Raw genomic sequence first — 23,829 nt, forward strand, 5'->3', positions numbered from 1 at the left:
GGAAGCCCCGGATCCCCGTCCGGGGCTTCCACGCGGGCGGTCAGGCGGCCCGCGGAAGGTGGCGGTCGTCCGGCGGGTCCTGCCCGCGCGGAGCGGTCATTCCGGCCTCCAGGTAGAGCCGCTCGAAGTCGGCCGAGAGCCCGTCAGGGGTGGTGGCGCCCCTGCGGACGATCTCTACGACGACCGTGTTCGGCCATCTGGGGTGCCGGGTGACGACGGCCCGCCGGGCGAAGCACGCCGCCGCGATCTCCTCGGCGTGCGCCCGGACGTCGGACGCGCAGATCCCGGCCCTGAGCATGATCACGGCTCTCTCGCCCGCGGCGGTGGGGCTGATCCGCAGGATCAGCGGGATGCGGCCGGTCCGGGTGTGCATGGACGTCTCCAGGCAGACCCGCTGGATCCGGTGGCGGGAGGTCAGGCAGTTGAGGCGGGAGCGGACCCGGTCGCGTCCCGAGCGGCTGGCGGCGGGGACCGAGACGGTGCTCGTCAGCGCGAGGAAGGGCCACCAGTCGCCCTCGCGCAGGGCGGCGGCCGCCAGGACCGCGACGGCGGCGACGACGGCCGCGAGGACGATCTCCGTCCGCCACCGCCAGAGCCGTACCAGAAGCGCGGGCCGCTGGAGCGGTCCGGCGCCGCCCAGCGGCCGGTAGGGGTCGTTCCGGGGGTTACGCGGCGACATTCTCCACGTCCCCGGAGTAGATGCGCTCTGCTTTCTGCAGATCGAACAGGGGATTGCGGTAGTGGCGGGCGCCGAAGCCGGTCCTTCTGACGGTCCAGCCCAGTCGGTAAGCCCATTCGTCCTGGTCCATGCAGAGTTCTCGGTCCGCCCGGTCGATCAGGCGGGCGACCCATGTTTTGACTCCGGAGATCCCATTGATACCGTGGACGTACATGGGAGGCTCCTTCCGTGGCGTCGATGCGGAGCTCTTGTGGCAACCGGGCTGGTGGCCGCCGGCCCGGTGCATTGTTGGCCCGTTAGGGGTTCCTTGCGATGCGTGCGACCGTGAGCCGTCGCCTGCTTTTCTCTTCCCGTCTCCCTGAACGTGAGCCTCCCCGGAAGTCGCCGGCGGATCCGAGACGCCCCCGTGGTCGCGGCGTAAGCGGACCCTTCCTAAGCAGATGGTCCCTCTAAATGTCAAATCCGACAACAGCTGCGCTCAAGGTTTTTTCGATAATTCCAGCGCAACCTGTCGTGCAAGTTGCATGAACGGGAGGGTCCGGAAGAACGGCGCGCCGCCGCGGGCGACGGACGGGAGGAGAAGCGGCTCCTGAGCCGCAGGGTGCCGCTGATGCGGAGGAAATCCTCACGCCACCCCTCTCCCGACCGTGCGAAGGTTCTATAGACAACCCTCTTCTCACGGAAGCCTTGTGGCAAGGTTCGGAGGAGTAATACTGAGAGAACGGGCGCAGCATTCCCTGCAACTTGCAGTGTACGATGAGCGCGCGAGTCTCCGATCGGGACTCTTGAGGAGCCCTGTGGCGATACACCTTCATATCGTGAGGGGGGCGGACGGTGCCCGAGCGTGGGAGCCCAACGCTTCGTCGGCTCAGGCTCGGCCAGGAGCTGCGCCGGTGGCGTGAGCGCCGCGACCTGAGCGGTGAAGACGTCGCGACGAGGTTGAAGTGGTCGGCGTCCAAGGTCAGCCGGATCGAGAACGCCAAGACCATGCCTCGCAAAAGCGATGTCGAAGCCCTCACCCAACTGTATGAAGTCGGCGATGTTCACCGGCGCGAGCTGCTAGAACTTCATCGGGACGCCACCCGCAAGGGCTGGTGGGAAGACTATTCCGACTCCCTGCCCCAGGAATACACCACGCTGCTGGGGCTGGAGGTGGAGGCGGTGTCGGCCAGGAGCTGGGAACCCCAGCTGGTACCGGGCCTCCTGCAGACCGAGGAGTACGCCCGAGAGGTCATCCGCGCCACACAGGCGATCACGCGGATCCCTCCCGGCGAGTTCCGCAGCCGGGTCGAGGCACGGATGGCCCGGCAGGACCTCATTCTGCGGAACACCGATCCGCTCACGTTGTGGATGGTGCTGGACGAGTCGGTGCTCCTGCGCCGTTTCGGCGGCGCGTCGGTGATGAGCGGTCAGCTCGAGCGGTTGGTCGAGCTGTCGCGACGGCCGAACATCCGGCTGCAGATCCTGCCGCTGAACAGTGAGCACCCGGTGAACACCGGTTCCTTCTTCCACCTGAAGTTTCCCGAGTTCCACGACGTCGTGTACCTCGAGTCACTGCACAGTGCCCGGTTCGTGGAGGACGAGGAGATGGTCTTCGGCTACGAGATCGCCTTCGGCCATCTCCAGGCGGAGGCCTTCGGCGCCGACGCCTCTCGGGAGCTCATCGAAAAAACCATCGAAGAACGTTGGAGATAGACGGCATTTCGTGCGGCCGTCCCAGCGGGAATCGAAGACGCTTCCCGTTAAAGGAGAGAGTGACATGTACGAAGCCGATCTGTCAGGCGCCGTCTGGCGGAAGAGCGCGCGCAGCGCCGCCAACGGCAACTGCGTGGAGATCGCCCACCTTCCGGGCGGGCGCGTCGGCGTCCGGGACAGCAAGAACCGGCAGGGGCCGGTCCTGGTCTTCACCCCCGGGGAGTGGGACGCCTTCGTCGGCGGTGTCAAGGACGGCGAGTTCGACGTCTGACAGACGCATGGGAACGGGTACGGCCTGCACCTCGCGAGGCAAGGCACAGGCCGTACCTCAACGGATTGACCGGACGGATCGATCAGACGGGACGGAGGCCCCGGCCGAGGTCCCCGCCGCGGTCGCGGATGGGCGAGTCGTCCCACTCACCGCGCCCGGGATGGCATGCTCGGAGAGCGATGAACACGTATACCCGCCGCCTCGGTGTGGCCTCCGCCGCCGCTGTCTCCCTCCTGCTCGCCGCGGCCTGCACCGCGGCCGAGTCCTCCAGCCCGGAAGCGGCGCCGGACGTCGCCGAGAAGCCGACCGCCTCGGCCGAGGCGACCCCCACTCCCGAGCGCAGGCCGTACACCATCTCCTTCGGCGGCGACGTGCACTTCGAGGGGGTCCTGCGGACCAGGCTCGACGCGAACCCGCGCACCGCGCTGGGCCCGATCGCCAAGGTGCTGCGCAGGGCCGACCTCGCCATGGTGAACCTGGAGACCGCGATCACCACCGGCGGCACCCCCGCCCCCGGCAAGCAGTACACCTTCCGCGCCCCCGCCAACGCGCTCACCGCGCTGAAGGCGGCCGGGGTGGACGTGGCGTCCCTGGCCAACAACCACGGCATGGACTACATGGAGAGCGGGCTGGCCGACTCGCTGGCCGCGATCAAGCGCTCGAAGTTCCCGGTGGTGGGCGTCGGCAAGAACGAGGCCGAGGCGTACAAGCCGTGGCGGACGACCGTCAACGGCAACCGGGTGGCGGTCATCGGCGCGACCCAGGTGCTGGACGCCGAGTTCATCACGGCCTGGACGGCGAAGGGGAACAAGGGCGGGCTGGCCTCGGCCAAGAACGAGGCGAGGCTCATCCAGGAGGTGCGCAGGGCGCGCAGGGACTCCGACACCGTCATCGTCCACCTGCACTGGGGCACCGAGCTGCAGAAGTGCCCGAACGAGGCGCAGCGCGGCCTGGCGCCCAAGCTGGTCGCGGCGGGGGCCGACGTGGTGGTGGGCGGGCACGCGCACATCCTGCTGGGCGGCGGCTACCTGAAGAAGGCCTACGTCAACTACGGCCTGGGCAACTTCGTCTTCTACAACTGGGGACCCGAGACCGGCAGGACCGGCGTGCTCACGCTGACGATCAACGGCCGTGACGTGCTCAAGGACCAGTGGACCCCGGCCGTCATCCAGGGCGGCGTGCCGGTCCCGCTCACCGGCACCGCCCAGCGGCAGGCCGTCGCGGGCTGGAAGGCGCTGCGCGGGTGCACGGGACTGAGCGCGAAGCCGGGCAAATCTGCCGATTGATCCGTAGGGCCTGACCCGGAGGGAATCGGCGGGCAAGATGGTGGGGTGTCCACCCTGCCTGTCGAGGAACCCGGTGAAGTTCCCCTGCGGCGTCAGCCCACCCAGAGGCGGAGCGCGCGGCGCGTCGAGCGCATGCTCGACGCGTGCGCCGATCTGCTGGACGAGATCGGCTACGAGGCGCTGTCCACCACACGGATCGCCGAGCGCGCCGGTGTCGCGATCGGTTCGGTCTACCAGTTCTTCCCGGACAAACGGGCCATCACCCAGGCGGTGACCCGGCGTCACGTGGAGCGGTTCATGTCCCGGATCGGCAGGCGCTTCCTCTCCGAGGACTACGGCGGCTGGTGGGACGCGGTCGACGCGATCATCGACGAGTACGTCGAGATGCACCGCACGGTGCCGGGCTTCCGCGTCCTGCACTTCGGCGACGTGGTCGACCTCCACCTGCTCGACGGGGTCTCCGACAACAACACGGTGATCGCCGGGCGGCTCCGCGGCCTGCTCCTGAAGGAGTACGGCCTCGCCGACAGCGAGGAGTTCGACCTGGCCATCATGGTCGCGGTCGAGGCCGGCGACGCCGTGCTGAAGCTGGCCTTCCGCCACGACCCGGACGGCGCGCCGCAGATCGTGGCGGAGGCCAAACGGCTGATCCGCGGCTACCTGAACCGCCAGTTCGCCGGCGCCGCGGGCTGAGGCCCTCAGCCCAGCGGGATGCGGGAGGAGCGGAAGCCGCCGGAGGTCTCCGCCAGCGGCCTGCCGGACGGCGGCCCGGCCTGTCCCGGCCCGGTGCCGTGCTCCCTGGCGATCGTGCCGCGGATGGCCTCCCGGACCGAGGAGATCAGCTCGGTGCGCTCCTCCCGGACCCTGCGCCGGTGCTCGCGCTCCTCCGCCCTGGCTTCCTGCTCGCGGGCGCCGGCCGTCGCGGGGACGACCTCGGCGGGCGGCGGTGCCGGCCGCGGGCGCGACGGAGTCTCGCAGGGGATGGGGACGGCCGCCACGGTCATCCGCGCCTGGGTGGTGTTCGCCTCGCGCAGCCGCTCCTCCAGGGCGGAGAGCCTGAGGTGGGCCTGGTCGAGCGCCTCCATCCGCGCCGAGAGGTACCCGGCGCAGCCGGGGACGAGGACGGACAGGAGGGCCACGCAGGCCAGGGTGAAGGTCGCCTGCCTGGACACACCCATCGCAGCTCCTTCGTACGGCATCACCCCGGCCACCGGGAGACGCCCCTCATATGCCCGTCTGCCCGAGGGTGGACGCACTGCACCGTCAATTACGGACATGTGGTTGCTTAACCGATACCTGCTATTGGGCGGACGGGACAGAGCCTCGCTCGGTACGCTCACGCTGTGGCGCATGTGACACGTGAGCACCTTGATCGACTGCTTGAGCGGGCACTCCTCGCCGACGACCACGAAAGCCTCGCCCGGAGGCTGGAGGCCCTGGTCGAGGCCTACGTGTCCGGCGACGTCCCGCGGGCGGCGATCCTCGTGCTGGCCGCGGAGGCGTGGCGGCAGGCCGGGCAGCCGGCCCGCGCCCTCGACTGCTTCCAGAGGGCGGTGGACGACGGCGGGGAGACGGGTGCCGATCCGCGGGCGGGGATCGCCGACACCCTCTTCGAGCTCGACCGGCCGGACGAGGCCCGCGAGGTGATCGGTGCGCTCCGGGGCGGCGGCGAGGTCTCCCCCGCCACCGCGCTCACCGTCGCCGAGACCCTGGCCGCCTACGGGCACCTGCGGGAGGCCCACGTGTGGGCCACGGAGGGCGCCCGCGCGGCGGCACGGGACAGCGGGGAACGCGCCGCGCTGCTCCGTACCCGTTACCTGATCCGGGTGGATCTCGGTCTCCCGGAGGACGAGCTGGACGCGCTGCTCGACCTCTCGCTCTGAGCGCCGGGATCAGCCGAGGGACAGCTCGGGGAGGACCCGGCGCAGGATCGGCCGCGGAGCGTCCCTGCGCTCCTCCGGCATGGTCGTGGCCGCGGGCGGCGCCGGCTCGCCCGCGCGGTCCCTCGCGGCCGGCCGGGGGACCGGCCCGGCCGAGGGCCGCGGGACCGGCGGCTGCGGCGCCGGCAGGGCCAGGACCGTCCCGTTCGACAGCACGCCGGCCGCGTCCCGCAGCTCGGGGATCGACGGCACGCCGGCGCGGAAGAAGTACGGCCCCGGCGCGCCCGGCAGTCCGGGCAGGTCCGGGATGGGGGCGAGGATCTCCACCCCGCTCAGGCCGGGATAGCCGGGCAGCCCGAACGGCAGGGCGGGGAAGCCGATGCCCGCCGCGACACCGCCCGCGTCGGCCAGGCTGATGACGGCGGAGGCGCGGGAGAGGCCCCGCAGGTCGGCGAGGCGCGCGAGCCGGTCCACCGGCGAGAGCGGCATGCGGTCGCCGGGGACCTGTGCCCCGTCGGCGGCCGCCGCCCGGACCGCGGCATCCGCGGCCGGGCCGGTCGCCGCCGTTCCCGCCCCGGCCACGAGTGCCGCGAGCGTCACGGTCGCAAGGACCCCGCGGATGTTCCTCGATGCGTTCGACACGCGCACCCCCCTGTCACCTTCGGTAGTCCGCCGACTGCCGAAGGTAACATCCAGGGCCTTTCCCGGGGCGCTCTTGACTTTACGCTGGTCAATCCCTTACCGAGGTGATGGAGAGCGAGTCCCTCGCCTCGTCGAGGTCCACCACGACCTCGTCGCCGTCCTGGACCTCTCCGGAGAGGACCTTCCTGGCCAGCGGGTCGCCGATCGCCGACTGCACCAGCCGGCGCAGCGGGCGGGCGCCGTACAGGGCGTCGTAGCCGGTCAGCGCCAGCCACTCGCGCGCCGCCGGGCACACGGTGAGGGTGAGGCGCCGGTCGGCCAGGCGCCTGGCCAGGTGCGCCACCTGCAGGTCCACGATCCTGGACAGCTCCTCGGTGCCGAGCGCCTCGAACAGGATCACGTCGTCGAGCCGGTTGAGGAACTCCGGTTTGAACCGCCCCCGCACCGCCTCCATCACGGAGTCGTGCTGGGCCTCCTTGCTCAGCTTCGGGTCCACCAGGAACTGCGAGCCGAGGTTGGAGGTGAGGATCAGGATCGTGTTGCGGAAGTCGACCGTGCGGCCCTGCCCGTCGGTGAGCCGCCCGTCGTCCAGGACCTGGAGCAGGATGTCGAAGACCTCCGGGTGGGCCTTCTCGACCTCGTCCAGCAGCACCACGGTGTACGGCCTGCGCCGCACGGCCTCGGTGAGCTGGCCGCCCTCCTCGTAGCCGATGTAGCCGGGCGGGGCGCCGACCAGCCGGGCCACGCTGTGCTTCTCGGCGTACTCGCTCATGTCGATGCGGGTCATCGCCCGCTCGTCGTCGAACAGGAAGTCCGCCAGCGCCTTGGCCAGCTCGGTCTTGCCGACGCCGGTGGGGCCGAGGAACAGGAAGCTGCCCGTCGGCCGGTCGGGGTCGGCGATGCCCGCGCGGGCCCGCCGCACCGCGTCGGAGACGGCCCGGACGGCCTCGTGCTGGCCGATCAGGCGGCGGCCCAGCTCCTCCTCCATGCGCAGCAGCTTGGCGGTCTCGCCCTCCAGCAGGCGGCCCGCGGGGATGCCGGTCCAGGCCGAGATGACCTGGGCGATGTCGTCGGAGCCGACCTCCTCCTTGACCATGGCCTCCTCGGGCTCGGCGGCGGCGCTGGCCGCGGCCAGCTCGGCCTCCAGCTTGGGCACCTCGCCGTACATCAGCCGGGAGGCGGCCTCGAAGTCGCCGTCGCGCTGGGCCCGCTCGGCGGCGATCCGCGTCTCGTCGAGCTGCTTCTTGAGGTCGCCGACCCGGTTGAGCCCGGCCTTCTCCCGCTCCCAGCGGCCCACCAGGCCGTTGAGCTCCTCCTGCCGGTCGGCGAGCTCGGCGCGGAGCCGCTCCAGCCGCTGGATGCTGCCCTCGTCGGTCTCCTTGGCGAGCGCGAGCTCCTCCATCTTCATCCGGTCGACGTTCCGCTGGAGCTGGTCGATCTCCACGGGACGGGAGTCGATCTCCATGCGGAGCCGGGAGGCGGCCTCGTCGACGAGGTCGATCGCCTTGTCCGGCAGGAACCGGGAGGTGATGTAGCGGTCGGAGAGCGCGGCGGCGGCGACCAGCGCGCCGTCGGAGATCTGCACCTGGTGGTGGGCCTCGTAGCGGCCCTTGAGCCCGCGCAGGATCGCGATCGTGTCCTCGACGCTGGGCTCGCCCACGTAGACCTGCTGGAAGCGGCGCTCCAGCGCGGGGTCCTTCTCGATGCGCTCGCGGTACTCGTCGAGGGTGGTGGCGCCGATCATCCGCAGCTCGCCCCGGGCCAGCATGGGCTTGAGCATGTTGCCCGCGTCCATCGCGCCCTCGGCCGCGCCCGCGCCGACCATGGTGTGCAGCTCGTCGATGAAGGTGACGACCTGGCCCTCGCTCTCCTTGATCTCGGTGAGCACGGCCTTGAGCCGCTCCTCGAACTCGCCGCGGAACTTCGCGCCGGCGACCATCGCGCTCAGGTCGAGGGCGACCAGGCGCTTGTCCTTCAGGCTGGAGGGCACGTCGCCGGCGACGATCCGCTGGGCGAGGCCCTCCACGACGGCGGTCTTGCCCACGCCGGGCTCGCCGATGAGGACCGGGTTGTTCTTGGTCCGGCGGCTGAGCACCTGGATGACCCGGCGGATCTCCGAGTCGCGGCCGATGACCGGGTCGAGCTTGCCGGCACGGGCCCGCTCGGTCAGGTCGACGCCGTACTTCTCCAGCGCCTTGTAGGTGTCCTCCGGGGTCGCGCTGGTCACCCGGGCGTGCCCGCGGACCTTCTCGAACGCCTCCAGCAGCGTCTCCGGGGTGGCCCCGCGCGACTTCAGCAACTGGGCCACCGGGCCGCCGTCGGCGGCGAGGCCGACCAGCAGGTGCTCGGTCGAGACGTACTCGTCCTGGAGCTGGCGGGCCCGCTGCGCCGCGGTGTTCAGCGAGGTGAGCAGCTGCCGGGAACTCGACGGGGCGCCGACCGTGGAGCCCTGCGCCTTGGGCAGGGCGGCGAGCTGCTGCTCGGCCTCGGCGCGCAGCTGCTTCCAGTCGGCGCCGACGGCCTCCAGCAGGGGTACGGCGGTGCCGCTGGGCTGGGCGAGCAGGGAGGTGAACAGGTGGACCGGCGCGACCTCGGGGTTGCCCTCGGCGGCGGCGCGCCGGATGGCGGAGGAGACCGCCTCCTGGCTTTTCTGCGTGAGTTTGTAGTCCATGTACGGAATCCCCCGGATTCGTATGCAGTTGTCGGGCGGACAGCGGCTGGTGGCCTGCCCGGCGCACGGCCGGTCAGGCAGGCGGCAACTGGTAGCGGATCAGGGCGCGGATCGTGGCCATCTCGGCCCGGAGCCGGTGGTTCTCCTCGCGCAGGCGCAGGGTCTCGGTCTCCAGCGACAGGATCCGCTTGATGCCCGCGAGGTTGATGCCCTCCTCCTGGGAGAGCCGCTGGACCTCGCGGAGCATCACGATGTCGCGGGTGGAGTAGAGCCGCCCGCGCCCGGCCGTACGGCCCGGGCTGACCAGGCCGAGACGGTCGTACTGCCTCAGGGTCTGCGGGTGCAGCCCGGAGAGCTGGGCGGCGACCGAGATCACGTAGACCGGGGTGTCGTCCGACAGATCGAAGTAGTTGGCTTCCATCGGCTACTCGCTTCTGGCCTGTTGGATCAGCTCGGCCCTCGGGTCACCGCCCGCGGTGGCGTCGCGGAAGTCCTCCAACGCGCCGCGCGCCTTGTCGTCGAGGCGCTGGGGCACCAGCACCTCGACCGTGGCGAGCAGGTCGCCCTTGGTGCCGTCCTTGCGGGTCACGCCGCGGCCCCGCACCCGGAAGGTGCGGCCGTTCGGGGTGCCCTCGGGGATGCGCAGCGTCACCGGCATGCCCTTGAGGATCGGCACCTTGATCTCGGCGCCGAGCGCGGCCTCGGCGAAGGTGACCGGGACGGTGATCGTCAGGTTCTCGCCGGAGCGGCCGAAGACCGCGTGCGGCTTGACGTGGATCTGGACGTACAGGTCGCCCGCGGGGCCGCCGTTCTCGCCCGGCGCGCCCTTGGCCTTGAGCTTGATGCGCTGGCCGTCGCCGACCCCGGCGGGGATGCGCGCCTGGATGGTGCGGGTGCTCTTGCCGCGCCCGCTCCCCTCGCACACCGGGCAGGGGTCGTCCACCAGCAGGCCGCGGCCCTTGCAGTCGCGGCACGGTTCGGAGAAGGCGAAGTTGCCCAGGTTCCGGCTGGCCGCGCCGGTGCCCTCGCAGGTCGGGCAGACCCGCGGGGTGGTTCCGGCCTTGGCGCCGGTGCCGGAGCACACCGTACAGGCCGAGGAACTGGTCAGCCGGAGCGAGACGGTGGCGCCCTCCACCGCTTCGGTGAAGGAGAGCGTGACCTCGGACTCGATGTCCTGGCCGCGCCGCGCCCGGGCGGTGGTCCCGCCCGTGCGTCCCGCGCCGCCCCGGTTGAACAGGCCGCCGAAGATGTCGCCGATGCGATCCCCGGCGCCCGGCTGCTGCCCGGTGCCGCCGAACAGGTCCCCGAAGTCGAAGGGGAACCCGCCGCCGCGGGGAGCCCCCCCGGCTCCCGCGTAACCGCCGAGTCCCGAGCCGAACAGGGTCCGCGCCTCGTCGTACTCCTTGCGGCGCTTGGTGTCGGACAGGACGTCGTAGGCCTCGGAGACCTCCTTGAACTTCGCCGTGCTCTCAGAGTTGCCCGAGTCCCCGGGATTGGCATCCGGATGGTACTGCCTGGCCAGCTTCCGGTACGCCTTCTTGATCTCTTCGGCGGTGGCGGACTTGGGCACACCAAGGACGGCGTAGTAGTCCTTCTCCAGGTAGTCCTTGGTGCTCATCTATCTTCCTTCGTGAAAGGGCGGGACGGATCAGTTGTCGGCCGGGGAGGGCTCTTCGGGTTCGGCGACCGCGACCCGCGCGGGGCGGAGCACACGCTCGCCGATCCGGTAGCCGGGCTGCAGGATCTCCACGCAGGTCGGCTCGGCGACGTCGGGAGAGTAGCTGTGCATCAGCGCCTCGTGCACCATCGGGTCGAATGCCTCGCCCTTGGTGCCGAACGCGCTCAGCCCGAGCTTCCCCGCGGCCGCCTCCAGCGACTCGCCGACCTTGGCGAAACCGCCGGTGAGCTCCCCGTGGTCGCGGGCCCGGCCGATGTCGTCGAGGACCGGCAGCAGCTCGGCGAGCACGCCGGCCACCGCCTGCTCCTTGACCGCCACCCGGTCCCGCTCCACCCGCTTGCGGTAGTTGGAGTACTCCGCCTGGAGGCGCTGCAGGTCCGCCGTGCGCTCGGCGAGCTGGGCGGCCAGCCCGACCGAGGCGAGGTCGGCGCCTGCGGCGGCGCCCGGAGCGGAGCCGGCCGCCTCGGCGGCCTGCTCCTGCTGCTCCTTGCCCGCCTCGCGAGCCTCCCCGGTCTCCGGGTCGATCTTGCGGTTGTCGCGGATCACCGGCTCCTCCTCGGAGCCGTTCTCACGCGTGTTCACGCTCGTGCTCCCCTCGGCTTCTCCGGCCGTCACTTGCCTTCTTCACGCTTCGGCTCGTCGTCCACGATCTCGGCCTCGACCACGTCGTCGTCCGCCTTCTGGCCGCCCGCCGCCTCCTCGGCGCCGGGCGCGCCGCCCGGGGCCTCGGAGCCCTGCGACTGGGCGTAGATCGCCGAGCCCATCTTCTGGCTGACCGTGGCGAGCTTCTCCGCGGCGGCGCGGATCGCGGCCGAGTCGGTGCCCTCCAGGGTCTTCTTCAGGTCGGCGACGGCCTCGTTGACCTCGGTCTTGATGTCGTCCGGGATCTTCTCGCCGTTGTCGGCGACGAACTTCTCGGTCTGGTAGACGAGCGCGTCGGCGTTGTTGCGCGTCTCGGCGTCCTCGCGGCGCTTCTTGTCCTCCTCGGCGTAGGACTCGGCCTCGCGCATCATGCGCTCGATGTCCTCCTTCGGCAGCGCGGAGCCGCCGGTGATGGTCATCGTCTGCTCCTTGCCGGTGCCGAGGTCCTTGGCGGAGACGTTGACGATGCCGTTGGCGTCGATGTCGAAGGTGACCTCGATCTGCGGGATGCCGCGCGGCGCCGGGGCGATGCCGGTCAGCTCGAAGGTGGCCAGCTTCTTGTTGTAGGCGGCGATCTCGCGCTCACCCTGGTAGACCTGGATCTGCACCGACGGCTGGTTGTCCTCGGCCGTGGTGAAGACCTCCGAGCGCTTGGTCGGGATCGTCGTGTTGCGCTCGATGATCTTGGTGAAGATGCCGCCCTTGGTCTCGATGCCCAGCGAGAGCGGGGTCACGTCGAGCAGCAGGACGTCCTTGACCTCGCCCTTGAGCACGCCGGCCTGGAGGGCGGCGCCGATGGCCACGACCTCGTCCGGGTTGACGCCCTTGTTGGGCTCCTTGCCGGTCATCTCCTTGACCAGGTCGGCCACGGCGGGCATGCGGGTCGAGCCGCCGACGAGCACCACGTGGGCGATGTCGGAGACCTTGATCCCGGCGTCCTTGACGACCTGGTTGAACGGGCCCTTGCACCGCTCGAGCAGGTCGGCGGTGATCCGCTGGAACTCGGCGCGGGTGAGCTTCTCCTCCAGATGGAGGGGGCCCTCGGCGGAGGCGGTGATGTAGGGCAGGTTGATGGAGGTCTCCGACTGGCTGGAGAGCTCGATCTTGGCCTTCTCCGCCGCCTCGCGCAGGCGCTGGAGGGCCATCTTGTCCTTGGTCAGGTCGACGCCGTGGGCGTTCTTGAACCGGGTGGCGAGCTCGTCGACGACGCGCTGGTCCCAGTCGTCGCCACCGAGGTGGTTGTCGCCGCTGGTGGCCTTGACCTCGACGAAGCCGTGGCCGTCCTCCTGGCCGACGTCGAGCAGGGACACGTCGAAGGTGCCGCCGCCGAGGTCGAAGACGAGGATGGTCTCGTCCTTCTCCTTGTCGAGGCCGTAGGCGAGGGCCGCGGCGGTGGGCTCGTTGATGATGCGCAGGACGTTGAGGCCCGCGATGGTGCCGGCTTCCTGGGTCGCCTGGCGCTGGGCGTCGTTGAAGTAGGCCGGGACGGTGATGACGGCGTCGGTGATCTTCTCACCGAGGTAGGCCTCGGCGTCCTGCTTGAGCTTCTGCAGGACGAAGGCGCTGATCTGCTGCGGGGAGAACTTCTTGCCGTCGATCTCGGTGGACCAGTTGGTGCCCATCTCCCGCTTGACCGAGCGGATCGTCCGGTCGACGTTGGTGACGGCCTGCCGCTTGGCGACCTCGCCGACGAGGACCTCGCCGTTCTTCGCGAAGGCGACCACGGACGGCGTGGTCCGCGAGCCCTGCGCGTTGGCGATGACGGTGGGCTCACCGCCCTCGAGGATCGAGACGACGGAGTTGGTCGTCCCCAGGTCGATACCTACCGCACGTGCCATGAGTACGTCCTTGTAGTCAAAGTTGAGTCGGTCTGACTCATAGTCGGACATCGGGAGTTGCTTGTCAAACGACTTGAGCCTACTGGACTCAACCTTTCGGGGGCGCGAAAGGTTCCCGATATCCGGGAAACAACGGGAGCTTCCTACCCCAATGCGTCCAACGAAGGAACATGCGTGATCGATCCCTCTGGGCCCGTGCCGCCCCGCGGGTACGGCTCCCGGCGGAGCCGTACCCGGGGCGCCGGGAGGTCAGCGCTTCGCGCCGTCCACGATCTTGCGCCCGCCGAGGGGCTTCTTGAGCTTGACGGTCGTCACCTTCTGGATGGCGATCTCGATGCAGACGGCGTTCTTGACCTTGCTGCTCGGGCCCTCCCAGAGGGTGACGGTCACCTTCTTGGACGTCTCCTTCACGGTGACGCGGTCGAGGACGTTGCAGGGCTCCACCCCGGACCACCAGACGACCCGCAGGCTCCGGCGGTCCTTGGCGGGCGTGGCCTTCAGCCAGCGGACCTTGCGGGGGCCGTCGGCGTCGCCCGTCGGCTTGGTCGGCCTCGGGCCCTGGGTGGGCTCGACCTTCGGCGGGACGGTGTGGCTCACCGGCTGCGAAGGGCCGTTCTCCGCCGTCGCGGAACTCGGACCGGTGCTCGAACCGGTGACGGCCCCGGTCCCGCAGCCCATGGCCAGAAGCAGGGTCCCCGTCGCAAGCGGGGTCGCGATCCTACGCATACCCCTAAGACGGATCGGCCCCCGGGACGGTTCAGGGGGTGCTGGTAAGAAGCGTCTCATGAGCCCAGAACGGCGTTGATCTCGCTGGGACTTGCCTGGTCGATGCTGCGTGGTCATGAACCGCTCGCTGGCGTGACCTGGGTGCCGCTCCAGCCCGGCCCGGTTGTGCCCGAGCCCGCAGACCGGTCAGGCGCGCAGCCGCTCCAGACGGCGGCTGATCTTCGTGCTCCCCCAGGCCGAGCGCACCCCCCGCACCGCGAGGTCGTAGCGCTCGATCCACACGCCGAGATCGTCGTCAGCCGGGTCGAGCCCGCCGGACGGGCCGACGACCTTTCGTGAAGTGATTTTGCGGCGGTCCTGCCCTTCGGAGGGAACTCCCGAGCTGGGTTTCTGGGAGGACACGAGACCAGATTACTTCGCAGAAGAGCCGTTTCCTGAAGCGAACCGTCGGCGTCCAGGAGGCGTCTAACAGACGATGTCGCGTACAGAGGTCCGGCAGCACCTCCGAGGAGAGCGCCGGCACCCCCGGAGAAGGGCAAGCGTATGGAGCCAGGGGTGGTGCTGGCCGAGCGCTACCAGATGGCGCGACGGCTCGGCGAAGGCGGTATGGGTGAGGTATGGCTCGCCGAAGACCTGCGACTGCGACGGCGAGTCGCGGTGAAGATCGTGCTGTCGTACCTGGGGGCCGAGCCGATGCGGGCGATTCGGCTGCGCCGGGAGGCCGAAAGCGCCGCCCACCTGCAGCATCCGGGGATCACCGTGGTGCACGATGTCGGTGAGCACGAGGGACACCCGTTCTTTGTGATGGAACTCCTGGACGGCATCGATCTGGCCACCCTGCTTGCCGGTAGTCCCGGCGGCCTGCCCGTCGATCGGGTGATGGCGCTGGGCGCCGAGATCGCCGGTGCATTGGCCTATGCCCATCGCAAGGGGGTGGTGCATCGCGACATCAAGCCCGCGAACCTGATGGAGCTGGCTGAGGGCGGGGTGAAGATCTGCGACTTCGGGATCTCCCGTTATGCCGAGGCCACCAAGGGACCGACCTCATCCGGTCAGCCGATCGGCACCTATACATACATGGCGCCCGAGCTTTTCAAGGGAGAGCCCGCAGACGAACGCTCGGACGTCTATTCCTTCGGCTGCACTCTGTACGCCCTGCTGACCGGGCGCCCGCCGTTCACCGCCTCCACGCCCGCCCCAGTGATCAACAGGCACCTGAATGACGCCCCGGTCGGCCTCAGCGAAGCCCGGGCCGAGATCCCCGTGGAACTCGACGAACTTGTGCTACGGCTCCTAGCGAAAAATCCCGCCGAACGGCCGACACTCGATGAGGTCGTACACCGACTGCGGACACTGACTCGCGCGGCAACCGCACAGTCCTCAGCCGACTCCCGATCGAAGCCGGGTACGTCCCCATCTGCCGGATCGACCGGCCGGACTGCATCTGGTGCCGAGATCCGCGCCGTACACGGCGGTACGGCGTCAGACCCCGCCTCATCGCAGACCGCGCAGCATCGCGAGCCGTTGAAGTCGCCCCATCCCAACCGCCGGACGGTACTGGCCGGCGGTCTTGCCACTCTCGCCGTCATTCCTGCTGGACTATGGGTGCGCAGCGCCATCTGGCCTCCGGACGTTAGCATCGCGCGTCTCACCGGCCATGCTCATCCCGTTACGTGTCTGGCGTTCAGCCCGGATGGCCGGATGCTGGCCAGCGCGGCACGTCCCGCTGTCAGCGATGCGCGAGCCGACGGCGTCTGGTTGTGGGACGTGGCGTCCCGGAAGAAGATCGCAATTCTCGATACCGGCAGCCCCTACATTGCTTCTGCGGCCTTCAGCCCGGACGGCCGTACCCTGGCCACCGTCGGCAGCGAAACCTTCGACGCGTCGTACTCCACCCAGCTATGGGATGTGGGCTCGCGAAAGAAGACCGCCACGCTCGGTGATGACGTTCATGCGGTGGCGTTCAGCCCGGATGGCAAGATCCTCGCCGGTTACGGCAGGACCGGTGAGACCGGCCCAGAGGGCTGGCCTCGCTATGCGATCATGCTGTGGGATGCGGCCTCCCGAAAGAAGATCACCACCTGGGGAGCCGGCGTATCCGTGGACGAGCTGGCGTATAGCCCAAACGGCAGGCTCCTGGCGGTCCGGGGCACCGGCGGGGTCGGGATTCCCCTGTGGGATGTGGTTTCCCGGCAGAAGATCGCCGTCCTCGGAGGCACAGGAGAGTATCACCAGGTGACGTTCAGCCCGGACGGCAAGATCCTCGCTGCCGCGGCTGAAGGCGGCCAGGCCGTGTTGTGGGATGTGGCTTCCCGAAAGGAGATCGCCAGCCTCAGCAAAGTACTCGGCATGGCGTTCAGTCCTGACAGCCGGACGCTGGCCGTATGCGGCTGGAGCGCAGACGTCCGACTCTGGGATGTGGCTTCTCGCGATACCAGGGCATCCCTCACCGGCCGTAGCGATGGTGCGCTCTCAGTGGCATTCAGTCCGGGCGGCGAGATCCTGGCCAGCGGCGGCGACGATCACACGATTCGGCTGTGGCGCCCACTCTGACCCCACCACAGGGGCGAGCCTCTCCCGTCGCACAGGGCAGGCCGCTGGGCCGGGGCGCTTCGGGCCACACCCTGATGCAAGACCTCCATCCTGGTCGGCGGGCATGCACCAAGATCAATTAGGTCTGGGGTGCCAAGGCTCGTGGGTGCTGCACCTGCCGACGGCGCCAGGCGTCCCAGTCCGGCGGCGTGGGCGTTCCCGGCGTGGCGAATGGCGGTCAGGAGCCGTACCGGGGCGGGGGATCTGGAAGAGGCGTTCCTGCGGCTCATCGCGGAACGCGAGAAAGCGGGCGGACGGCTGTGAGCAGGAGTGAACCCGACGCAGCGAGTGGAGCGGTCCGCGAGGGACGAGTGGCCCGCGCAGCGAATGAGGAGCGGTGAACGACCATGAGTACCGTGATCACCCTTGCCACGGCGAGGCGCATCCTGACCCAGCTCAGGCATGACCGGCGCACGGTCGCGATGATGGTCCTGGTCCCGACGCTGGTGATGGTCCTGCTGTACTACGTGATCGGCGACCAGCGGTCGTTCGACGCCTGGACGCCGGTGCTGCTGTGCGTCTTCCCCTTCCTGGTGATGTTCCCTGGTCACCTCGATCGCCACCCTCCGCAGGCGGACGCCGTAGCCGTCAGGGAATCCGGATGTCGCGTTGCCGGACCTCGGTCATGACCGCCGAGGCCGTGACGAAGTCGTTGCCGACGTGCAGCACCGTGAGCCCGTGGTGGACGGCGGTGGCGCACAGGAGGAGATCGATCGCTCCCGCCGAGCGGTGCCGTCCCTTCAAAGTGAGTTTGTACTGGGCGTTCTCGACCCAGCGCCATGCGTTCTTGGGGACGGCGGCGAGCTGACAGAGATCGTTCAGCTCCGTCTCCAACTCGTCGCGGTGCGCGGGACCGGTCGCCGAGTGGAGGAACTCCGTGCGGGTGGGCTCGCAGATGCTCAACGCCCTGGAGGTGATGCGGTCGGCCCACGCCTCCTGCGTCTCGGGCGTGCGGAGCAAGTGCCACAGCGCGGAAGTGTCGATGAGGTATCCCGTCAAGAGAAGGCGTCCTTCCGCGCCTGCTTCGCCCTCTCATGGGCCGCGACGGCTTCGTCGAACTCTCCGCGTGCCGCGCGGGCGGAGAGTTTCTCAAGCGCCTCGATGCGCTTGACGCGGGCGACATACTCCCGCAGGGCCGCGTTCACGGTGTCCTTCTTCGTGGTGGTGCCCAGCATGCGCATGGCCTCAGCGAGGGCTTCGTCATCGATGTCGATCTGGGTGACGGTCATGTCCCCCTCCAATGTTGGTCGGCACTAAATTCAACGTACGTGACCATTATTGAATGAGGGGGTGACGCGTCTCCGCCGGGGACGAACGCACCTCGTAAGCTGGTCCTCCTCCATCCCCTAGGCAAGGTGTGTCGACATGATCGCGATTCTCGGGACCGGCAAGATGGGCGAGGCGCTGCTGTCCGGGCTGCTCCGGGCCGGGTTCAAGCCGGGTGACGTGATCGCGACCGCGCGCCGCGCCGATCGGGCCGAGGCGCTGCGGGAGCGGTACGGCGTGCGGGTGCTGTCCAACCCCGAGGCCGCCAAGGAGGCCGGGACGATCATCCTCGCGGTCAAGCCGCAGGACATGGCCTCGCTGCTGGCCGAGGTCGCGCCGCACATCGCCGAGGACCGCCTGGTGATCTCGGCCGCGGCCGGCATCACGACCGCCTTCGTGGAGTCGCACCTGCCCGGGGAGGTCCCGGTGGTCCGGGTGATGTCCAACACGCCGATCCGGTTCGACGAGGCGATGAGCGTGATCTCGGCCGGCGCGTACGCCGGGGAGGAGCACCTGCGGCGCACCGAGGACCTGCTGAAGCCGGTCGGCAAGGTGCTGCGCATCCCCGAGTCCCAGCAGGACGCGGCCACCGCGCTCTCCGGCAGCGGCCCGGCCTACTTCTTCTACCTGGTCGAGGCCATGGTGGACGCGGGCATCCTGCTCGGCATGCCGCGCGCCGCCGCCCTCGACATGGTCACCCAGTCGATCGTCGGCGCCGCCGTCATGCTCCGCGACTCGGGTGAGCACCCGGTCATCCTGCGCGAGGCCGTCACCTCCCCGGGCGGGACCACCATCGCGGCCATCGCCGAGCTGGAGCGGCACAGCGTGCGGGCCGCCTTCCTGGCCGCCATCGAGGCCGCCCGGGACCGGGGCCGCCAGCTCGCCGAGGGCTGAGCCCGCGGCCGCCGCCGAGCCTGGACCGGGCGCGGCGGCGGGGACATAATATTTAGGAAACCTTCCTGTTTTAAGGCATCATTTCCGTCGGAGCCGAGACGGAAAGAGGGCCAAGGTGTCGCAGGCCGTACGAGCGGATGAGCAGGCGCAGCGGACGGGGCCCGCGGTCTGGTCGAGGGACTTCACGCTCTTCTTCACCGCGCGCTCCGTCTCGATGCTGGGCGCCGCGATGATCCCGCTCGCGACCGCGCTCGCGGTGAAGGGGCTGGGCTACGGCGCCACCGGCGTCGGACTGGCGCTGGCCGCGTGGATGGGGCCGTTCGCGGTGCTCATCCTCTTCGGCGGGGTGTTCGCCGACAGGTTCACGCCGCGCCGCATGATGATCGGCGCCGACGTGGTCAGGACCGTCACCCAGGGCGGTCTCGCGGCGCTGTACATCTTCACCCACCCGCCGCTCTGGCAGATCCTGGTCCTGTCGGCCGTCAGCGGCACGGCCGCGGCCATGTACCAGCCCGGCGTGTCCAGCACCGTCCCCCGCGTGGCCCGGGACGTGCAGAAGGGCAACGCCACCCTGCGCGTCTCCGAATCGATCATGATGTTGATGGGCCCGGCGGTCGCGGGCGGCATCATCGCGGCCTCCGGAGCCGGGGCGGTCTTCGCGATCGAGGCCGCGGGCTTCGCGGTCAGCGCCCTCTGCCTCCTGGCGCTCCGCCTGCCCCCGCTCCCGGCCGGGGCCGCCGCGGCCGAGGAGTCGATGTGGCGCAACCTGCGCGGCGGCTGGCACGAGTTCCGCTCCCGGACCTGGATGTGGAGCGTGATCCTCATCTGGGTGGTCTTCGGCGTCACGCTGTTCGGGCCGATCATCCCGCTCGGCGCGGTGCTCGTCAGCGAGGACCTCGGTGAGGCCGCCTACGGCCTGATCCTGTCCGCCTCCGGGGCGGGCACCATCGTCGGCGGCCTGGTCGCGATGCGGGTCCGGCCGGGCAGGCCGCTCGCGGCCGGGGCGGTCGCCCTGTTCGGCATGGCGCTGGAGCCGCTGTCCATCGCCACCGCGATGCCGCTGGAGGCCGTCATGGCCGCCCACGTGGTCGGCGGCACGGGGTGGGCGTTCTGGTCGGTCATGTGGGCCACCAGCATCCAGACCCAGGTGCCGCCGGAGGCGCTCAACCGGGTCACCGCCTACGAGGTCGGCGGATCGACCATGGCCGTCCCGGTCGGCCAGGCGATCGCCGGCCCGATGGCCGCGCTGGTCGGCGCCCGCGAGATGCTGGTCGTCTCCTCGGTCGTGGCGGTGTGCGGCTGCACCTGCCTGCTCCTGATCCCGGCGGTCCGGCGCCTGCGGAGGGTCGCGATCGCCTGACGCGGGCACGGCCGGGAAGCCGGGACCTCCGCGCCGCGGGCCGGGGAGGCCATACTGACCCGATTCCCCGCGAGGGGATCACCGTCCTCCTACGATGGGTCGTGTGACCATCCGTCGCGGAATCCCCCCGCTGGTCCCCGTCCTCCTGCTCACGGTCCTCCTGCTCGCCTCCTGCACCGCGGAGGAGCCCTCCCCGGTACGGCTCGACACGGTGCGGCGCGCCCCGGTCACCGAGGTCGTCGAGGCCCCCGCCACGGTCGCCGCCCGCGCGACGGCCACCCTGCGCTCACCGGCCCAGGGCACGGTCAGGAAGCTCTACGTCCGGGACGGGCAGCGGGTCGACAAGGGCGAGATCCTCGCCAGGATCGGCTCCCCGCAGGCCGAGGACCAGTTGAGGCGGGCGCGCCGGGCGTCGGAGTCGGCCTCCCGGAGCGGCCCCCCGGTCCGGCTGGGCGGTGCCTCCCCCGGCTTCCGGCTCGCCTCGGGGTTCGAGGTGAAGGACGACCCGCGGGTACGGCGCGGCTTCGCCAAGGCGCGCGCCGCGGCCCGCGAGGTCGAGGACCCGAAGATCCGCAGGCAGCTGCTGGCCGCCCTGGACGCCGCAGAGGCCCAGCACCGCGCCCACCGGGAGGCGCTCGCCAGGGCGGCCCGCGGCCTCACCGACTCCCTCAACCGCGCGCTCGGCCAGGCCCTCGCCCAGGTGACCAGCCAGATGAGCGCGGGCCTGGGCGGGCTGACCACCTCCATGGCCTCCCTGCAGGAGGCGTCCCGTTCGCAGGCGAAGGCCGCCGTCGCGGTCGCCCGCCGGACCGTGGACGGGCTGACGATCAGGGCCCCGTTCGACGGGGTCGTCACGCTCGGGCGGACCTCCGGCGGCGGGGCGCCGGACCTGGGCGCCCTGCTCCCGCAGGGGGTCGCCGGAGCCGCGCAGTTCCCCGGCTCCGGGTCCCGGGTCCCGTCCGGCTCCGCCACCGCGATCGCCGCAGGCGTCCCGGTGGCGGCCGGCGACACGGTCGTCACCGTCACCGACGTCTCCGAGCTGACCCTCTCGGCGGACGTGGACGAGACCGACGTGCTGCTGGTCGAGCGGGAGGCGGAGGCCGAGGCGGAGCTCGACGCCGTCCCCGGGGCCGTCTACCCGGCCGAGGTGACCGGGGTCGGGATCACGCCCGCGGAGGGCGCCACCGGAGGGACGAGCTACCCGGTCCAGCTCTCCCTCGGCGCCGGGAGGTTCGACGACGGGAGCAGGGCTCCCGCGCCCAAGCCCGGGATGAGCGCGGTCGTCCGGCTGACGGTCCGGGAGTCCCCCGACGCGCTGGCCGTGCCGTCCTCCGCGATCGTCACCAGCGGGCGCGACAGCGTGGTCTGGGCCGTCCGCGACGGCATGGCCGAGCGGCGGGTGGTCAAGCTCGGCGCCCAGGGCGAGGCCATGGTGGAGATCCGCTCCGGCCTCGCGCCGGGCGAGCGCGTCGTCGTCCGGGGCGCCGACACCGTACGGCAGGGCCAGACCCTCCCATGATCCGCGGAGAGCGTCCCGGCCGGGAGGCCCCGGCGTTCGAGGCGGTGGGGCTGACCAGGTCCTACCAGCTCGAAGGGATCGCGGTGGACGCGCTGCGCGGGGTGGACCTGCGGATCGGGCCGGGGGAGTCCGTGGCGATCGTCGGGCCGTCGGGGTCGGGGAAGTCCACGCTGATGCACCTGCTCGGCTGCCTGGACCGGCCGACCTCGGGAACCCTGCGGGTGAACGGGACGGACGTCTCCACCCTCTCCGACACCGAGCTGGCCGAGCTGCGCAACAGGGCCGTCGGGTTCGTCTTCCAGTCGTTCCACCTGCTGGCCAGGACCCCGGCGATCGACAACGTGGCGCTCCCGCTGATCTACCGGGGGGTGCCCAGGGCGGAGCGGCGCGAGCGGGCGCGCGCGGCGCTGGAGTCCGTGGGGCTCGGGCACCGGCTCGGCCACCGCCCCTCGCAGATGTCCGGAGGCGAGCAGCAGCGGGTGGCCATCGCGCGGGCCCTGGTCGGCGATCCCCGGGTGGTGCTGGCCGACGAACCGACCGGCAACCTCGACAGCCGCAACGGCGCGGAGGTGATGGCCATCCTGGAGCGGCTCAACGCCGAGCGCGGCGTCGCGATCGTCCTGGTCACCCACGAGCCCGAGGTCGCCGCCAGGGCCCGCCGCCAGATCCACGTGCGCGACGGGCTCATCGAACTCGACTCCGGTACGGCGGGCGGCTCGGAAGAGCCCGGCGGGAGCCGTACCGGGGGGCCGGGCGGGGGAGAGGGCGGGAGCCGTACCGAGGCGGGGGAGGCGGAGTGAGGACGGCGGAGGCGTTCCGGATGGCGCTGGAGGCGCTCCGGACCAACCGGCTGCGCAGCGCCCTCACCATGCTCGGCGTGATCATCGGCGTCTCGGCCGTGGTGGTCCTGGTCGCGGTCGGCACCGGCGCCAAGAACGCGGTGGAGAGCGAGATCGCCGGGCTCGGGAGCAACATCATCCTGGTCGTCCCCGGCCGGCTCGGCGTCGGCGCGCTGCCCACCCAGAGCCGCCTGGACCTGTCCGACGTGGCCTACGTGCGCCGGGTGGTCGGCGACCCCGGGAAGGTCACGGTCTCGGTCAACTCGGGGGAGACGGTCCGGGTCGGCCGGGCCGAGGCGTTCGTCACGGTCGTCGGCACCGACGAGAACCTGCCCAACATCTTCGACCGGCCGCTGCGCCGCGGGCGGTACCTGAGCGAGACCGACGTGGACACCCGCCGCCGGGTGGCGGTGCTCGGCTCGGAGGTGGCCGAGAAGCTGTTCGGCGACGTCGACCCCGTCGGCAGGCAGGCGACGATCTCCGGGGCCAGGTTCCGGGTGGTCGGGGTCTACGAGGCGGTCGGCGCGACCTTCGGGGTCGCCCGCGACCAGGAGATCCACGTCCCGGTCACCACCGCCCAGCGCCTGCTCGGCGTCACCCGGATCAACGGGATCGCGGTCGGCGCGTCCGGGCCCGACCAGATCGAGCCGCTCCAGCAGCGGGTGGTGGACGCGCTCGCCGAGCGGTATCCGGGGGAGCGCTTCTCCGCCGTCACCCAGACCCAGCTCCTCGGCACGATCGGCACCGTGCTCGGCATGCTCACCGGCGTGCTCGCCGCCATCGCGGGCATCTCGCTGCTGGTCGGCGGGGTCGGGGTCTCCAACATCATGCTGGTCAGCGTCCGCGAGCGGACCAGGGAGATCGGCCTGCGCAAGGCCCTGGGCGCACGGCAGCGGGACGTGCTGGCGCAGTTCCTGATCGAGGCCGTGCTGCTGACCACGATCGGCGGGGTGACCGGCATCCTGCTCGGCGTCGGCGGGGCGCTGCTCATCGCGGCGCTCTCCCCGGTCCCGGCGGCGATCACGTGGTGGTCGCTCGCGCTGGCCTTCGGCGTCTCGGTCGCGGTCGGGGTCTTCTTCGGCGTCGCCCCCGCCCGCCGGGCCGGACGCCTGGACCCGGTCGTCGCCCTGCGCGCCGAGTGACCCGGCTCCGCGATGCGGGAGCCACGCCTCATACGGAGAGGTGTGGCTCCCGCGTCGCATGGGCGCGTTTTTCGCGTACGCTGAGTACGTGAAGTACCTCTCGGCCTCGGCGGCCGGCACGGGCGGGCCACCGGGGAACCCGAGCCGCGCCTGCAGGGCGAAGGCGGCCTTCCCCGCCGCGTACCCGAGAAACAGCACCGCCACCGCAT

25 protein-coding genes are annotated in these 23,829 nt (G+C 70.9%); 12 read left to right on the forward strand and 13 right to left on the reverse strand.

Annotated elements, in window-relative coordinates; translation table 11 throughout:
* Positions 1-40: 40 nt before the first annotated feature.
* Together FHS22_RS01945 and FHS22_RS01950 are read right to left on the reverse strand one after the other, a co-directional pair.
* Positions 41-679: a hypothetical protein gene (locus tag FHS22_RS01945; RefSeq protein WP_184937756.1), complete on the reverse strand. Its 639-nt coding sequence runs from the start codon at positions 677-679 to the stop codon at positions 41-43.
* On the reverse strand, positions 666-893 hold the full coding sequence (locus FHS22_RS01950) for a hypothetical protein (RefSeq protein ID WP_184937758.1): 228 nt from the start codon (positions 891-893) through the stop codon (positions 666-668). Before FHS22_RS01950 ends, FHS22_RS01945 begins: the two co-directional genes overlap by 14 nt.
* A 620-nt stretch (positions 894-1,513) precedes the next feature.
* Here FHS22_RS01950 and FHS22_RS39120 point away from each other — a divergent pair.
* The 4 genes from FHS22_RS39120 (at position 1,514) to FHS22_RS01970 (ending at position 4,624) form a co-directional block, all read left to right on the forward strand.
* Positions 1,514-2,374 (forward strand): helix-turn-helix domain-containing protein, encoded by an 861-nt coding sequence (locus tag FHS22_RS39120; RefSeq protein ID WP_184937760.1) that lies wholly within the window; start codon positions 1,514-1,516, stop codon positions 2,372-2,374.
* A 64-nt stretch (positions 2,375-2,438) separates the two neighbouring features.
* Positions 2,439-2,645, forward strand: a complete 207-nt coding sequence (locus FHS22_RS01960) for a DUF397 domain-containing protein (RefSeq protein ID WP_184937762.1) — start codon at positions 2,439-2,441, stop codon at positions 2,643-2,645.
* 179 nt (positions 2,646-2,824) lie between these two features.
* Positions 2,825-3,931 carry a CapA family protein gene (locus FHS22_RS01965; RefSeq protein ID WP_184937764.1) on the forward strand — a complete coding sequence of 369 codons (1,107 nt, stop codon included), beginning with the start codon at positions 2,825-2,827 and terminating at the stop codon, positions 3,929-3,931.
* Positions 3,932-3,976: 45 nt separating this feature from the next.
* The gene (locus FHS22_RS01970) at positions 3,977-4,624 is read left to right on the forward strand and encodes a TetR family transcriptional regulator (protein ID WP_184937766.1); all 648 of its coding nucleotides are present in this window, start codon (positions 3,977-3,979) and stop codon (positions 4,622-4,624) included.
* Positions 4,625-4,629: 5 nt separating this feature from the next.
* On the opposite strand, the gene FHS22_RS01975 is transcribed toward FHS22_RS01970, so the two are convergent.
* The gene (locus FHS22_RS01975; protein WP_184937768.1) at positions 4,630-5,109 is read right to left on the reverse strand and encodes a hypothetical protein; all 480 of its coding nucleotides are present in this window, start codon (positions 5,107-5,109) and stop codon (positions 4,630-4,632) included.
* Between the two features lie 165 nt (positions 5,110-5,274).
* Here FHS22_RS01975 and FHS22_RS01980 point away from each other — a divergent pair, with 165 nt between their 5' ends.
* Complete coding sequence (locus FHS22_RS01980; RefSeq protein WP_184937770.1) at positions 5,275-5,814, forward strand: tetratricopeptide repeat protein; 540 nt, start codon at positions 5,275-5,277, stop codon at positions 5,812-5,814.
* A 9-nt stretch (positions 5,815-5,823) separates the two neighbouring features.
* Here FHS22_RS01980 and FHS22_RS01985 read toward each other — a convergent pair whose 3' ends face one another.
* The 8 genes from FHS22_RS01985 to FHS22_RS02020 all read right to left on the reverse strand — a co-directional run bounded on the left by FHS22_RS01985 (position 5,824) and on the right by FHS22_RS02020 (position 14,410).
* A complete protein-coding gene (locus tag FHS22_RS01985) occupies positions 5,824-6,453 on the reverse strand; it encodes a hypothetical protein (protein WP_184937772.1) in 630 nt (209 codons plus the stop codon).
* A gap of 88 nt (positions 6,454-6,541) precedes the next feature.
* Positions 6,542-9,124, reverse strand: a complete 2,583-nt coding sequence (gene clpB / locus FHS22_RS01990) for an ATP-dependent chaperone ClpB (protein ID WP_184937774.1) — start codon at positions 9,122-9,124, stop codon at positions 6,542-6,544.
* A 73-nt stretch (positions 9,125-9,197) separates the two neighbouring features.
* The gene (locus FHS22_RS01995) at positions 9,198-9,545 is read right to left on the reverse strand and encodes a heat shock protein transcriptional repressor HspR (RefSeq protein WP_184937776.1); all 348 of its coding nucleotides are present in this window, start codon (positions 9,543-9,545) and stop codon (positions 9,198-9,200) included.
* A 3-nt stretch (positions 9,546-9,548) separates the two neighbouring features.
* Positions 9,549-10,742, reverse strand: a complete 1,194-nt coding sequence (dnaJ, locus tag FHS22_RS02000; protein ID WP_184937778.1) for a molecular chaperone DnaJ — start codon at positions 10,740-10,742, stop codon at positions 9,549-9,551.
* A gap of 30 nt (positions 10,743-10,772) precedes the next feature.
* A complete protein-coding gene (gene grpE, locus FHS22_RS02005; RefSeq protein ID WP_184937780.1) occupies positions 10,773-11,384 on the reverse strand; it encodes a nucleotide exchange factor GrpE in 612 nt (203 codons plus the stop codon).
* A gap of 29 nt (positions 11,385-11,413) precedes the next feature.
* Positions 11,414-13,282: a molecular chaperone DnaK gene (dnaK, locus tag FHS22_RS02010; protein WP_184937781.1), complete on the reverse strand. Its 1,869-nt coding sequence runs from the start codon at positions 13,280-13,282 to the stop codon at positions 11,414-11,416.
* Between the two features lie 249 nt (positions 13,283-13,531).
* Positions 13,532-14,008, reverse strand: coding sequence for a hypothetical protein (locus FHS22_RS02015; protein WP_184937782.1), 477 nt, complete (start codon positions 14,006-14,008; stop codon positions 13,532-13,534).
* Positions 14,009-14,194: 186 nt separating this feature from the next.
* Positions 14,195-14,410 carry a hypothetical protein gene (locus FHS22_RS02020; RefSeq protein WP_184937783.1) on the reverse strand — a complete coding sequence of 72 codons (216 nt, stop codon included), beginning with the start codon at positions 14,408-14,410 and terminating at the stop codon, positions 14,195-14,197.
* A gap of 153 nt (positions 14,411-14,563) precedes the next feature.
* Between FHS22_RS02020 and FHS22_RS02025 the strand changes: the two genes are divergently transcribed.
* Together FHS22_RS02025 and FHS22_RS02030 are read left to right on the forward strand one after the other, a co-directional pair.
* A complete protein-coding gene (locus FHS22_RS02025) occupies positions 14,564-16,561 on the forward strand; it encodes a protein kinase domain-containing protein (RefSeq protein ID WP_184937784.1) in 1,998 nt (665 codons plus the stop codon).
* Positions 16,562-16,947: 386 nt separating this feature from the next.
* A complete protein-coding gene (locus tag FHS22_RS02030) occupies positions 16,948-17,229 on the forward strand; it encodes a hypothetical protein (RefSeq protein ID WP_184937785.1) in 282 nt (93 codons plus the stop codon).
* Here FHS22_RS02030 and FHS22_RS02035 read toward each other — a convergent pair.
* Positions 17,189-17,599, reverse strand: coding sequence for a PIN domain-containing protein (locus FHS22_RS02035; RefSeq protein WP_184937786.1), 411 nt, complete (start codon positions 17,597-17,599; stop codon positions 17,189-17,191). The two genes, FHS22_RS02030 and FHS22_RS02035, sit on opposite strands and share 41 nt — an antisense overlap.
* A complete protein-coding gene (locus FHS22_RS02040; RefSeq protein ID WP_184937788.1) occupies positions 17,596-17,829 on the reverse strand; it encodes a type II toxin-antitoxin system VapB family antitoxin in 234 nt (77 codons plus the stop codon). The genes FHS22_RS02035 and FHS22_RS02040 overlap by 4 nt, the downstream gene beginning before the upstream one ends.
* Positions 17,830-17,965: 136 nt before the next feature.
* Here FHS22_RS02040 and proC point away from each other — a divergent pair, with 136 nt between their 5' ends.
* From proC to FHS22_RS02065, 5 genes are all read left to right on the forward strand, one after another.
* Positions 17,966-18,760, forward strand: coding sequence for a pyrroline-5-carboxylate reductase (gene proC / locus FHS22_RS02045; protein WP_184937790.1), 795 nt, complete (start codon positions 17,966-17,968; stop codon positions 18,758-18,760).
* Positions 18,761-18,875: 115 nt separating this feature from the next.
* Entirely contained in the window at positions 18,876-20,120 is a 1,245-nt protein-coding gene (locus FHS22_RS02050) for an MFS transporter (protein WP_184937792.1), read from the forward strand.
* A 103-nt stretch (positions 20,121-20,223) separates the two neighbouring features.
* A complete protein-coding gene (locus tag FHS22_RS02055; RefSeq protein WP_184937794.1) occupies positions 20,224-21,639 on the forward strand; it encodes an efflux RND transporter periplasmic adaptor subunit in 1,416 nt (471 codons plus the stop codon).
* Positions 21,636-22,439, forward strand: coding sequence for an ABC transporter ATP-binding protein (locus FHS22_RS02060; RefSeq protein WP_184937797.1), 804 nt, complete (start codon positions 21,636-21,638; stop codon positions 22,437-22,439). The genes FHS22_RS02055 and FHS22_RS02060 overlap by 4 nt, the downstream gene beginning before the upstream one ends.
* Entirely contained in the window at positions 22,436-23,620 is a 1,185-nt protein-coding gene (locus FHS22_RS02065) for an ABC transporter permease (RefSeq protein ID WP_184937799.1), read from the forward strand. Before FHS22_RS02060 ends, FHS22_RS02065 begins: the two co-directional genes overlap by 4 nt.
* Positions 23,621-23,829 lie beyond the last annotated feature (209 nt).

Origin of the sequence: Thiemannella venezuelensis (assembly GCF_014203605.1) — a bacterium.
In the GTDB taxonomy this organism is placed as follows: domain Bacteria; phylum Actinomycetota; class Actinomycetes; order Streptosporangiales; family Streptosporangiaceae; genus Planomonospora_A; species Planomonospora_A venezuelensis.